General features: G+C 67.5%; 11 protein-coding genes. 5 read left to right on the top strand and 6 right to left on the bottom strand.

The window, feature by feature from the left end:
* Positions 1–51: 51 nt before the first annotated feature.
* The 6 genes from ACYBSK_RS34005 to ACYBSK_RS33980 all read right to left on the bottom strand — a co-directional run bounded on the left by ACYBSK_RS34005 (position 52) and on the right by ACYBSK_RS33980 (position 6,417).
* Entirely contained in the window at positions 52–1,062 is a 1,011-nt protein-coding gene (locus ACYBSK_RS34005; RefSeq protein ID WP_460244388.1) for a M48 family metalloprotease, read from the bottom strand.
* A gap of 65 nt (positions 1,063–1,127) precedes the next feature.
* Positions 1,128–1,646: a Pycsar system effector family protein gene (locus ACYBSK_RS34000; RefSeq protein WP_460244387.1), complete on the bottom strand. Its 519-nt coding sequence runs from the start codon at positions 1,644–1,646 to the stop codon at positions 1,128–1,130.
* The gene (locus ACYBSK_RS33995; protein ID WP_460244386.1) at positions 1,643–2,701 is read right to left on the bottom strand and encodes a hypothetical protein; all 1,059 of its coding nucleotides are present in this window, start codon (positions 2,699–2,701) and stop codon (positions 1,643–1,645) included. The genes ACYBSK_RS34000 and ACYBSK_RS33995 overlap by 4 nt, the downstream gene beginning before the upstream one ends.
* A 47-nt stretch (positions 2,702–2,748) precedes the next feature.
* Positions 2,749–4,854: a hypothetical protein gene (locus ACYBSK_RS33990; RefSeq protein ID WP_460244385.1), complete on the bottom strand. Its 2,106-nt coding sequence runs from the start codon at positions 4,852–4,854 to the stop codon at positions 2,749–2,751.
* Positions 4,851–5,591, bottom strand: coding sequence for a hypothetical protein (locus ACYBSK_RS33985; RefSeq protein ID WP_460244384.1), 741 nt, complete (start codon positions 5,589–5,591; stop codon positions 4,851–4,853). Before ACYBSK_RS33985 ends, ACYBSK_RS33990 begins: the two co-directional genes overlap by 4 nt.
* A gap of 109 nt (positions 5,592–5,700) precedes the next feature.
* Positions 5,701–6,417, bottom strand: a complete 717-nt coding sequence (locus ACYBSK_RS33980; protein WP_460244383.1) for a Crp/Fnr family transcriptional regulator — start codon at positions 6,415–6,417, stop codon at positions 5,701–5,703.
* Between the two features lie 183 nt (positions 6,418–6,600).
* Here ACYBSK_RS33980 and ACYBSK_RS33975 point away from each other — a divergent pair, with 183 nt between their 5' ends.
* The 5 genes from ACYBSK_RS33975 to tuf all read left to right on the top strand — a co-directional run bounded on the left by ACYBSK_RS33975 (position 6,601) and on the right by tuf (position 11,738).
* Positions 6,601–7,122, top strand: coding sequence for a DUF1707 and DUF4190 domain-containing protein (locus ACYBSK_RS33975; RefSeq protein WP_457481088.1), 522 nt, complete (start codon positions 6,601–6,603; stop codon positions 7,120–7,122).
* A gap of 260 nt (positions 7,123–7,382) precedes the next feature.
* Positions 7,383–7,754 (top strand): 30S ribosomal protein S12, encoded by a 372-nt coding sequence (gene rpsL, locus ACYBSK_RS33970; RefSeq protein ID WP_003948652.1) that lies wholly within the window; start codon positions 7,383–7,385, stop codon positions 7,752–7,754.
* Positions 7,755–7,756: 2 nt separating this feature from the next.
* Entirely contained in the window at positions 7,757–8,227 is a 471-nt protein-coding gene (gene rpsG / locus ACYBSK_RS33965) for a 30S ribosomal protein S7 (protein WP_381834568.1), read from the top strand.
* Between the two features lie 39 nt (positions 8,228–8,266).
* Positions 8,267–10,393 (top strand): elongation factor G, encoded by a 2,127-nt coding sequence (gene fusA, locus ACYBSK_RS33960; protein WP_457481087.1) that lies wholly within the window; start codon positions 8,267–8,269, stop codon positions 10,391–10,393.
* A 151-nt stretch (positions 10,394–10,544) separates the two neighbouring features.
* Positions 10,545–11,738: an elongation factor Tu gene (tuf, locus tag ACYBSK_RS33955; RefSeq protein ID WP_457481086.1), complete on the top strand. Its 1,194-nt coding sequence runs from the start codon at positions 10,545–10,547 to the stop codon at positions 11,736–11,738.
* The last annotated feature ends 151 nt before the right edge of the window (positions 11,739–11,889 follow it).

The raw sequence follows: 11,889 nt of genomic DNA, 5'->3' as shown, positions 1-11,889 counted from the left end.
TCGCTTGAGTTGAAGGGCGGTCACCCAACGGGGTGGCCGCCCTTCGGCGTGTCAGCGCCTGTTCTCCAGATGCGACTGGAGGTGGTGGAGGCGCGTGTACACGTCCGGGTGCGAGTCGAGGAGCCGTGTGATCACGCTCTGTTTCTCGAAGCGGACACCGACGGAAGAGGGGACCGCGTGTTCGGTTCTGCTGTCGTGTTCCCGTTGCAGCACTGTCATCAGCTGGCTCGCGAATCCGAGGCTTGCCGCGTGTTCGTCCGCCCGCAGCTCCGAGCGGCGGGACATGGCCGCTGCCAGGTAAGGCGTGGCGAGAGGCAGGAATACGAGGCCGTAAGTGGCCGTGGCCAGCGCGATCAGTACGACAACCACGAGTGCCACCACGGCTGCCGTGGCGCCTGCGGAGAGGCGGTCGACACGAGATGCCAGTCGCAACAGCAGCTGCCAGGCGATGCGCCCGGGCAGCGCGTACCAGAAGACCAGCAGCAAGGCCCAGGCATGGCCCCGCGTGTGGTGGCCCAGTTCGTGGGCGAGTACACCGGCCAGCTGGGAGGGAGTCAGGGTACGGAGCGAGTGGCTGGTCACGCCCACGATGTGTCCCGCGGCCGCGACAGCATTGATGTCGTGGCTCTCCTCGACCCAGAGCTGGTACGCGTTGCCGTCAACGCCTGCCCGGGCTGTGACCTCGCGCCAGACGGACCGTAGCGTCCGGTGCTCGTCGGGTGTGGGGTGGCGCAGCCCGAAGAGCCAGCGGGCGATGAGGCGTTCGAAGGGTCGGTGGAAGACGAGTACTCCGCTCGCCGTCCAGCAGCCGAGGAAGATCCACCACGGTGGGCCTCCGAGCAGATCGGCGATGTACGTCGCCATGCAGACAACCGCCAGGCTCGCGGCCACGTGCGGAAGATGGAGCAGCAGATGGGCCAACGCCGTGACGTCGGCCCCACGCTGCCGCGCGGTGATGTGGATCCTGCCGGTGCGGTGGGGAAGGTCCTCGCGCGGCCTTGGACCGGGAGGGCCGGGTCGGCGTGGGCGTTCAGGTTCCTTCGGTTCGTGCGGCAGGGACATGGCTGGTCCTCCTGTGATTCCTTCTCCAGGTCTCCAAGCGGCTGTTGCGGTGCGAGGGCGTGCAGTCAGGCGATCAACAGTGATCCGGCGATCAGGACCGCGGCGCAGCCGAAGGCGGTCACTCCGGCCCGGATCCAGAAGTGCTTACGGGCGGCGATACGGCTTGTCTCCGTGAGCGACAGGAGCAGGCCGCGCGCCGGATTCTGGCCGGTGTCCGCGAGAGCGTTGGCGAGGTGGCCCGTCCGTGCCGCGTCGTGGATGTCGCCGAAGTAGGTCAGTGGTCTTCCTGGAGCCCAGCCCTTGCGGCGGTAGCGAGGCATCACGGCCATGAGCAGGCAGAGAAGCGCGACGACCAGTGAGACCGTCCCCGACCACCAGAGCAGGGCGGCCGGCGGGCTCAGCGCGCCGGGTGTCCAGCGGCGATGGTTCAGCAGTGTGCCCAGGGCTCCAGCCACGATGCCGTGGGCGCCGACGAGGACCGTTGCTTTCGTATCGGCTCGGGTGATCTCGGCACGCAGGTCGGCCAGGAGTCGCGTGCCCGCCTTCAGCCGTGAGTCGTCGGGCGGCGGGGCGACGCGCGTCATGTTCCGGGCTCCGGGTCCTTGCGGAACCGTAGAGCCGGGGGCTCGTCGGGGGAGGGGCGGCTGGTCGGCTCGTCGGCCTCGTCGTTCGGTGAGCCGCGCAGGATGGCCGCCATCCGCTCGATGATCAGGTCGTGGGGCTTCTCGAGTTGGTGGCTCTCCAGCTTCTCGCTGGTCAGGACCTGCTCGATCAGGCGCAGCTGCTGGTCCACCAGCTTTCGCTGATCCTCATTCAGGTGGTTCATAACGAGGGCAGTTTCGTCGGGGTGGGCGGTCAGGTGCAGGGCGAGCGCGGCGGTACTGCTCCGCGTCAAATGCTCCTCGTAGAACGTGACCTTCTTGGCCCTGCGGTCCTCCTCGTACGCCTCACGGAGCTGGGCCGCCTTGTGCTCCGGATGCGCGGCCTCCATCTCGTGCCGTGCGGCGCGGAGTCGGGCCTGGTGGGATCGGGCGGCGGCGTCGCGACGCAACCGCACCGTGCAGGTGACGTCCAGGCCCGCCTGCGCGGCCGGTACCGCGTCCTCAACCGCCGACTGCACGGCCTGCTCAGCGTTGGCGCTCGCTTCCACGGCGTGGAAACGGCTTGCATTGCGCATACGGGGCAGCAGCTTGCGGGTCAGCAGGCCCGGCACATCGCGCTCCTGGCTCCTGACGAACGCTTCCGGGTCCACGACGCGCCAGGTGATGTCGGCCGTCGCCTCGAACTCGAAGCTGTCGACCCTGCTCGGCAGTGGAACGCGCAGTTGGAAGGCGTGGGGATCTGTGTCCACCTCGTACATGGCCACGTAGCGGCGCACGTGCACGGGGCGGGCAGGCGGGCGGAACGTCTCGTAGGCTCCCCTGCGCGTGACGAAGACAAGGGCGTGGTCGGCCTGTCCGACGTAGCGGCGGCTGCCCAGGCGGAAGCGCGGGAGTTGCCAGACGTAGTGGACGGGGTCGGCGTCGGACACAGGGTGCGCGGTCGGGTTCTGGCGGTCCTGGCGCAGCCAGTCGAGGTCCTCGGATGCGGGTGGCGTCGGCTGCTCGGGCGGTGTCGGTCGGTTGCCGGTCTGTTCCATGGCGGGCCTCCTCGGAGCTTCGAGGCGGGTGAGGGAAGGGTGGTGGGTCATGCCCTGCTGATGTGTGCGTGCAGGCGGTGACCCGCAGGTGAGTGCTCGCCGTCGGAGGTGCGGATCGTGCGCAGCAGGTGACTGATGCGCCGGTAGTCGGTGGTGTTGGTGACCAGGCCGGGCAGCAGGGAAGCGAGCGCGGACTCGGCCCATGACTCGTGGTCGGCGGTGAGGACCCAGCCGCCGAGCACACGCAGGGCCTGTGCCGTTCGGTCCGGGTCGTTCAGCGCGGCCTGCCAGAACCTGGTCAGGGCGCGCGTGGCCTCGGTGTTCTCGTCTGCCGCGGCGTGTGCGTACCAGTCGAGAACGAAGGGACGGGAGCCGTCCTCGGTGAGCTGTCCGCAGGCCCGGAGGAACGCGAAGACCGCGTGGGCGCGGATCGTTCTGTCCTCCAGGCGCTCGGCCAGGGCGGTCAGTACGGGGTCCTTGACCGCGAGGAGCAGCAACTGGAGGGCATCGGCGAGTTGAATCGCCTCCTCCTCCTTGTCCTCCTCGTCCTCGCCCACCGGGTCGACGTCCGTGCGGCCCCTCTGGTGGATGGCGTCGAGGACGGCCGTGAGCGCGGATTCGTGGAGCACCGGGCCGAGCAAGCCGTACGCGCGGACCGCCGTCCATCGCCTGCTGTTGTGTTCGCCGGTGCACCAGTCGCGCAGAATCTGCGCGACGACCGGCACCTCGAGCAGTTTGGCCATGGTGAGAGCGTTGGCGGCAGTGAGCCAGTCGTTGGCGTCCCGGCCGTCGGCCCACGGCTCGATGAGGTGCGCCATGGCGGATGGCAGGTCGGCGGTGGCGAGCTGTGCGGCCGTGGCCGCCGCCCGGGTCCGCACCAGCGCTCGTCGGTCCCGGGCGAGCTGCCTGACCCACTCGACGAGGGCGGGCCGGGCGGAGGGGTGGAGGTTCCAGACCGTCGTCAACAACGTCCTGGCGGTGTTCCCGTCGCGGAACTCGGCGACGAACTGCCCCTGGAGCGGGCCCCATTCGGTGACCTCCGTGGCCACGGAGCCCACGGCGTCGGCGAGACGGATGCGGTCCTCGCGGCGGGTGCCGAACACCGGGATCTTCGGAGGAACCGTGGGATCCGCGAGTGCCTGGAGATGGACGAAGAGTTCGTCGCTCAGCTCTGCGGTGACGGCGTACGGTGCCTTGTCGAAGACAGCGAGGGAGATCAGGAACGACTTGTCACGCAGGACCGGATCCGCCTGGGTGAGCCAGCGGTCGATACGGTCGGCGAGCGCCGTCCTGCCGAAGGCGGCGAGCCCTTCGTCGTCGATCTCGCCGCGGTGGAAGGCGACGAGGCTGCGTGCGAAGTGCGCCGTCTCGCCCGGGTCCGGTTGGCGTGCGATGAAGTCCCGCACCGGGGCGCGCTCGCACACCGTGTCCCAGGCGCTCTGCCCGAGGGCCTGGGTGACGTGCGCGTGCAGGATGTGCTCGGCCGCCGGCGGTTCCCATCGCTCGCACCAGACGTCGTGCAGCGCCGTGGACGGCTCGACGGTGATCACCAGGTGCGCGTCGATGAGCTCCAGCCGTTCCCGCAGAGCCAGCAGGTGGGCCTCGTGCAGCGGTTGGTGTCTGTTGAAGGCCAGGTCGCAGGCGATGTATCCGCCGGCCGCCTCTACATGCTCGGGGAGTGTGGCGAAGGTGGCGTCCGGGGCGAGGGAGCGCAGCCGGGGGATGCCCAGCTGGTGCAGCAACATCACGGCGGCGGCGCGGCGGCCCGTCTCCCGGCGGCCGACGAGCAGGACGACTCGCTCTGTCCGCAACCGGGTCAGCGCCTTGTGAAAGGCCGGCGACTCCCGGAAGACGCCGGCCAGTTCGTCGATGTCCGCCGGAGGGATGGGCCCCGACCTGGCGTGCTGAGCCTGTGGTCGTCCCGCGATCTGAAAGATCTTGTCCCCGATGTGCGTCCCCCCGCTCTGGCCGTACTGATCGCCGGTGACCAGGGTGGAGATGAAGTCGGGGCCGTGCGTGATCAGCGCCTGACGTGCGGCCCAGGCCTTCTGGCGCTGCTGCTCCTGGGACTCCGGCGCCTCTTCCTGCTCGCTGTCCCGGGCGTTGTCGGCCGCTGCATTGGCCGCGCCCGTGCTCGCCTCGGCGGGGCTCACCGGGGCCCGCCCCGGCCGAGATCACCGAAGGTGAAGGTCGAGTCACCGTGGTGGATGCCACCGGCCTGCCCGTACTGGTTGCCCTCGATGAGGGTCTGGCCGTGCCCGGCGGCAGGCGGAGGCGATGCGTCGAGGGAGGCCGTGGCCGTATCGGTGGGGTCCGGTGTGCGCGCTGAGCCGTGCAGCCACGCCACGGTGGGGCCTTCTTTGGTGTCCACGGTGATGCGGTGGAAGTCAGCGGGGCGCACGCCCAAGGGGCTGTGGCGCACCACTCCTTGGTAGATGGCGTCGGAAACGCACAGGACGCTCTCGTCCTCGCGCTCCTTGAGCGCGTTGCGCAGCGGATCGGAGTTGAGGAGACGAACGGCATGGTTGAGGTCCGAGCCGACCCAGCCGTCGAGGCCGTCGACAGCTACGTAGCCGGATGACAGGACGATGCGCAGCCGCATCTGAGCACTGGACGCGATCAGGCGGTTCTTGCTGTGAAGCTGGGCAGGTGTCTCGGCCAGCAGCGTCTTCACGAGCACCGGCACGGAGGCATGGGCATCGATGAGTTCCATGACGGAGTCGCCGCGGTCCGCACGCAGGCGGGCTGTTTCGTCGACTGCCGCGGCCAGCAGCGTGGAGTCGACAACCTCGTACAGGAGCCGCCGGAGGAACGCCTGTTCCACGTCGTCGCGGGCACCGTACTGCTCGATGTCGAAGAGGAGGATCGTGCGGAACACGGGGTCGGTCATGACTGCCTCTCGGGTGGGAACGCCGTTGTCCGTCACCATGGCGGGACATGGCGGCGCGGTGGAGGGCCGATGACACCCACGAACTGTGACCGTGTGCACAGAAAGGGCGCTACACGAGACGCTCGCCAGTGATGCGACGCAGGACGTCCGGGCGGAGCACGACGAGGCGCCGACGGTGGGTGACCACCACGTGTTTGTCGCGCAGTTCTTTCAGGAGCCGGGCCACGGCTTCGCGGGAGGAGCCGACGGAACCGGCGAACTCCTGTTGGCTGAGCCGGACGACGAGTTCGATGCCCTCGTCGGTGTGCCGACCGTGTGTGCGGACCAGTTCCAGCAGCAGCACCGCGAGCCGTTCCCTGACGGTGAGCGCCGCCCACTCGAGTCGACGTCGGTCGGTCGCGCGCTGTCGGTCCGTCGTCAGGCTCAGTAGCCGTAGCGCGACGCGAGGGCTGCCGGACAGGAACTCAGTGAAGCGTCCCTCGTCTATGGCCACGGCCTCGACAGGCTCCAAAGTGGTCACGGTCGCCGATCGGTGCCGACCGCTGAGCGCCGCACCTTCACCCACGATGTCGCCGGGCCCTCTCAGGGCGAGCAGCGCCTCATAGCCGTTGGCCGCGATGGCGGTCACCTTGGTCCAGCCGTGCAGCAGAAGCAGAACGTGGGCCGATGGCTCGTCCTGGTGCATGAGGACCCTGCGGGACGGATAGCGCAGGAGGTGCCCGATCCTGAGCAGTTCCGCGCGGTCGGTCTTCTCGAGGCGGGCCAGGAACGGCACGCCGTCGTCGAAACCGTCGTCGTCCCACGCGCGCGTGCGCCCCGCTGACATCCACCGCCCCCGTGACCAGCCTGTTGGACCCGCAACCAGTCAACGTACTTGAGGCAGCCACGTAGAGGCTGGCGACAATCAGCCGTAGTGGAAGTTGCCGCGGGAACCGGTGGCGGATAATCAGCGTTGAAGCATTATGGGTGGCAGAGGACTAATGCCGTCCTGGTCCGGGGGAGTGGTCTCGTGTCGAATTCGTCTTGGCAGCCGGTCCCTTGGCAGGGGCCGCAGGGGCAGCAGCCGTCGATGCTGGCCGCGCACGCGGACCGGGAGCGGGCGGTCGATGTGCTGCGTGCGGGGTTCGCCGAGGGGCGGTTGCAGCAGAGCGAGTACGAGAAGCGGGTCGAGCGGGCCTATCAGGCGCGCACCGTGGGGGAGCTGACGATGCTCGTCGCGGATCTGCCGCAGGGGCCGGCGGCGCCGCAGCAGATGATGACGGGCGTGCCCAGGACGTTCCTGCCGCCGCCCGCGCCCACGAACGGCAAGGCGATCGCGTCGCTGGTGTGCGGTGTGGGCACGTTCTTGAGCGGCGGGCTCACGGGGATCCCCGCGGTCATCCTGGGGCACATGGCGCGCCATGAGATCCGTCAGCGGGGCGAGAACGGCGACGGGATGGCGGTCGGCGGGCTCGTGCTCGGGTGGCTGGCCGTCGCCGGATGGTCGCTGTTCATCCTCCTGATGGTCATCGCCGGGGCCAGCAACCCGTAGCGGGCGCCCGGCGTGTCCTGGCTCCGGGGTATTTGTTTTGACCACAGCGTATGAGATAGGTACGCTCAGACCTTGTGCCTGGGGTGTGCCTGGGCTCGTGTGCGTGTCATCAACCGCACGGCGAGTCCGATCCGGCCACCGCAATCTGCTGCCTTCCCGCCCTTCGGTGGGGGTCTGCAGTATTCGACACACCCGACCGCGTGGGTCGGGAAACGTTCCAGGTTAGCTTTACTACTCGGCACACAGAAACCGGAGAAGTAGTGCCTACGATCCAGCAGCTGGTCCGGAAGGGCCGGCAGGACAAGGTCGAGAAGAACAAGACGCCCGCACTCGAGGGTTCGCCCCAGCGCCGTGGCGTCTGCACGCGTGTGTTCACGACCACCCCGAAGAAGCCGAACTCGGCCCTCCGTAAGGTCGCGCGTGTGCGTCTGACCAGCGGCATCGAGGTCACGGCCTACATTCCGGGTGAGGGACACAACCTGCAGGAGCACTCCATCGTGCTCGTGCGCGGCGGCCGTGTGAAGGACCTGCCCGGTGTTCGTTACAAGATCATCCGCGGTTCGCTCGACACCCAGGGTGTCAAGAACCGCAAGCAGGCCCGCAGCCGCTACGGCGCCAAGAAGGAGAAGTAAGAATGCCTCGTAAGGGCCCCGCCCCGAAGCGCCCGGTCATCATCGACCCGGTCTACGGTTCTCCTCTGGTGACCTCCCTCATCAACAAGGTGCTGCTGAACGGCAAGCGCTCCACCGCCGAGCGCATCGTGTACGGCGCCATGGAGGGCCTGCGTGACAAGTCGGGCAACGACCCGGTCATCACGCTGAAGCGCGCGCTCGAGAACATCAAGCCGACCCTCGAGGTCAAGTCCCGCCGTGTCGGTGGCGCGACCTACCAGGTTCCGGTCGAGGTCAAGCCCGGCCGCGCCAACACCCTCGCGCTCCGCTGGCTCGTCGGCTACTCGCGCGCCCGTCGCGAGAAGACGATGACCGAGCGTCTGATGAACGAGCTGCTCGACGCCTCCAACGGCCTCGGTGCTGCCGTGAAGAAGCGCGAGGACACGCACAAGATGGCCGAGTCCAACAAGGCCTTCGCGCACTACCGCTGGTAGTCGCAACCCACATCGAGACCGAGAGAAGACTGAAGCCTTATGGCTACCACTTCGCTTGACCTGGCCAAGGTGCGCAACATCGGCATCATGGCCCACATCGACGCGGGCAAGACGACCACCACCGAGCGGATCCTGTTCTACACCGGCGTTTCGTACAAGATCGGTGAGGTCCACGACGGCGCCGCCACGATGGACTGGATGGAGCAGGAGCAGGAGCGTGGCATCACGATCACGTCCGCTGCCACCACCTGCCACTGGCCGCTCGAGAACAACGACTACACGATCAACATCATCGACACCCCGGGGCACGTCGACTTCACCGTTGAGGTGGAGCGCTCCCTGCGTGTGCTCGATGGTGCCGTGACGGTGTTCGACGGTGTCGCCGGTGTCGAGCCGCAGTCCGAGACGGTGTGGCGTCAGGCCGACCGTTACGGCGTGCCGCGCATCTGCTTCGTCAACAAGCTGGACCGTACCGGCGCCGAGTTCCACCGCTGCGTGGACATGATCTCGGACCGCCTGGGCGCCCAGCCGCTCGTCATGCAGCTCCCCATCGGGGCCGAGGCCGACTTCCAGGGTGTCGTCGACCTCGTCACGATGAAGGCGTACGTCTGGTCGGCCGAGGCCGCCAAGGGCGAGGCCTACGACACCGTCGAGATCCCCGACACGCACAAGGAAGCTGCGGACGAGTACCGCGGCAAGCTCCTTGAGGCCGTCGCGGAGAACGACGAAGAGATCATGGAGCTGTACCTGGAGGGCCAGGAGCCGTCCGAGGAGCAGCTGTACGCCGCGATCCGTCGTATCACCATCGCGTCCGGCAAGTCCGAGGGCACCACGGTCACCCCGGTGTTCTGCGGTACCGCGTTCAAGAACAAGGGCGTTCAGCCCCTGCTCGACGCGGTCGTGCGCTACCTGCCGACCCCCCTGGACGTCGAGGCCATCGAGGGCCACGACGTCAAGGACCCCGAGGTCGTCGTGAAGCGCAAGCCGTCCGAGGACGAGCCGCTGTCGGCCCTCGCGTTCAAGATCGCGAGCGACCCGCACCTCGGCAAGCTCACCTTCATCCGGGTTTACTCGGGTCGCCTGGAGGCCGGCACCGCGGTGCTGAACTCCGTCAAGGGCAAGAAGGAGCGCATCGGCAAGATCTACCGCATGCACGCGAACAAGCGTGAGGAGATCGCGTCGGTGGGCGCCGGTGACATCGTCGCCGTCATGGGCCTGAAGCAGACCACCACCGGTGAGACGCTGTCCGACGACAAGAACCCGGTCATCCTGGAGTCCATGGACTTCCCGGCGCCGGTCATTCAGGTCGCCATCGAGCCCAAGTCCAAGGGTGACCAGGAGAAGCTGGGTGTCGCCATCCAGCGTCTCGCGGAGGAGGACCCCTCCTTCCAGGTGCACTCCGACGAGGAGACCGGCCAGACCATCATCGGTGGTATGGGCGAGCTTCACCTCGACGTCCTTGTCGACCGCATGAAGCGGGAGTTCAAGGTCGAGGCCAACGTCGGCAAGCCGCAGGTCGCCTACCGCGAGACCATCCGCAAGACGGTCGAGAAGGTCGACTTCACGCACAAGAAGCAGACTGGTGGTACCGGCCAGTTCGCCAAGGTGCAGATCTCGATCGAGCCGATCGAGGGTGGCGACGCGAGCTACGAGTTCGTGAACAAGGTCACCGGTGGTCGTATCCCGAAGGAGTACATCCCTTCGGTCGACGCCGGCTGCCAGGAGGCCATGCAGTTCGGCATCCTCGCCGGTTACGAGATGACCGGCGTTCGCGTGACGCTGCTCGACGGTGCCTTCCACGAGGTCGACTCCTCCGAGCTCGCCTTCAAGATCGCCGGTTCGCAGGCGTTCAAGGAGGCCGCGCGCAAGGCCGGTCCCGTGCTCCTCGAGCCGATGATGGCCGTTGAGGTCACCACGCCCGAGGACTACATGGGCGAGGTCATCGGTGACGTGAACTCCCGCCGTGGCCAGATCCAGGCCATGGAGGAGCGCGCCGGTGCCCGTCTCGTGAAGGGCCTGGTTCCGCTGTCGGAGATGTTCGGCTACGTCGGCGACCTCCGCAGCAAGACGTCGGGTCGCGCGAGCTACTCGATGCAGTTCGACTCCTACGCCGAGGTTCCGCGGAACGTCGCCGAGGAGATCATCGCGAAGGCCAAGGGCGAGTAACTCACCCGAGTTCACGCTTTAGGCTTGACTCCGGAGCTCTCGGGGCAATTCACGGCAACCGTCGCGAAGTGCCCCGGGGCCCGGCATCCCAGCAAAGATCACCTGGCGCCGATGAGTAAGGCGTACCAGAACCACTCCACAGGAGGACCCAGTGGCGAAGGCGAAGTTCGAGCGGACTAAGCCGCACGTCAACATCGGCACCATCGGTCACATTGACCACGGTAAGACGACCCTCACGGCCGCCATTACCAAGGTGCTGCACGACGCGTACCCCGACCTGAACGAGGCCTCGGCCTTCGACCAGATCGACAAGGCTCCTGAGGAGCGCCAGCGCGGTATCACGATCTCCATCGCGCACGTCGAGTACCAGACCGAGGCGCGTCACTACGCCCACGTCGACTGCCCGGGTCACGCGGACTACATCAAGAACATGATCACCGGTGCCGCGCAGATGGACGGCGCCATCCTCGTGGTCGCCGCCACCGACGGCCCGATGCCGCAGACCAAGGAGCACGTGCTCCTGGCCCGCCAGGTCGGCGTTCCGTACATCGTCGTCGCCCTGAACAAGGCCGACATGGTGGACGACGAGGAGATCCTGGAGCTCGTCGAGCTCGAGGTCCGTGAGCTCCTCTCCGAGTACGAGTTCCCGGGCGACGACGTCCCGGTCGTCAAGGTCTCGGCGCTCAAGGCGCTCGAGGGCGACAAGGAGTGGGGCGAGTCCGTCCTCAACCTGATGAAGGCCGTCGACGAGGCCATCCCGGCCCCCGAGCGTGACGTCGACAAGCCGTTCCTGATGCCGATCGAGGACGTCTTCACGATCACCGGTCGTGGCACCGTCGTCACCGGTCGTATCGAGCGCGGCATCCTCAAGGTCAACGAGACCGTCGACATCATCGGCATCAAGACCGAGAAGACCACCACCACGGTCACCGGCATCGAGATGTTCCGCAAGCTGCTCGACGAGGGTCAGGCCGGTGAGAACGTCGGTCTGCTCCTCCGTGGCATCAAGCGCGAGGACGTCGAGCGCGGCCAGGTCATCATCAAGCCCGGTTCGGTCACGCCGCACACCGAGTTCGAGGCCCAGGCCTACATCCTGTCCAAGGACGAGGGTGGCCGCCACACGCCGTTCTTCAACAACTACCGTCCGCAGTTCTACTTCCGTACGACGGACGTGACGGGCGTTGTGACCCTCCCCGAGGGCACCGAGATGGTCATGCCGGGCGACAACACCGAGATGTCCGTCCAGCTCATCCAGCCGGTCGCCATGGAAGAGGGCCTGAAGTTCGCCATCCGTGAGGGTGGCCGGACCGTGGGCGCCGGCCAGGTCACCAAGATCAACAAGTAAGTCTTCCTTACCTGTTGAGTCCCTTCGGGGCTTGATGCCTGGTAGCTCCTTGAGCACCTGCTCGTAGAGCACTGAGAGGGCCCGTACGACTTCGGTCGTACGGGCCCTCTCTGCTGTCCGGACCTGGGGCGAAGTGCCGGCCTCAGGTGGT

This window comes from Streptomyces sp. BYX5S (assembly GCF_054724165.1).
This window is presented reverse-complemented; position numbering and strand designations above follow the sequence as displayed.

Bases quoted from the DNA above. Each gene is read 5' to 3' on its own strand.
- ACYBSK_RS34005 (WP_460244388.1), bottom strand. From the start codon at position 1,062: ATGTCCCTGCCGCACGAACCGAAGGAACCTGAACGCCCACGCCGACCC.
- ACYBSK_RS34000 (WP_460244387.1), bottom strand. From the start codon at position 1,646: ATGACGCGCGTCGCCCCGCCGCCCGACGACTCACGGCTGAAGGCGGGC.
- ACYBSK_RS33995 (WP_460244386.1), bottom strand. From the start codon at position 2,701: ATGGAACAGACCGGCAACCGACCGACACCGCCCGAGCAGCCGACGCCA.
- ACYBSK_RS33985 (WP_460244384.1), bottom strand. From the start codon at position 5,591: ATGACCGACCCCGTGTTCCGCACGATCCTCCTCTTCGACATCGAGCAG.
- ACYBSK_RS33980 (WP_460244383.1), bottom strand. From the start codon at position 6,417: ATGTCAGCGGGGCGCACGCGCGCGTGGGACGACGACGGTTTCGACGAC.
- rpsG (WP_381834568.1), top strand. From the start codon at position 7,757: ATGCCTCGTAAGGGCCCCGCCCCGAAGCGCCCGGTCATCATCGACCCG.
- fusA (WP_457481087.1), top strand. From the start codon at position 8,267: ATGGCTACCACTTCGCTTGACCTGGCCAAGGTGCGCAACATCGGCATC.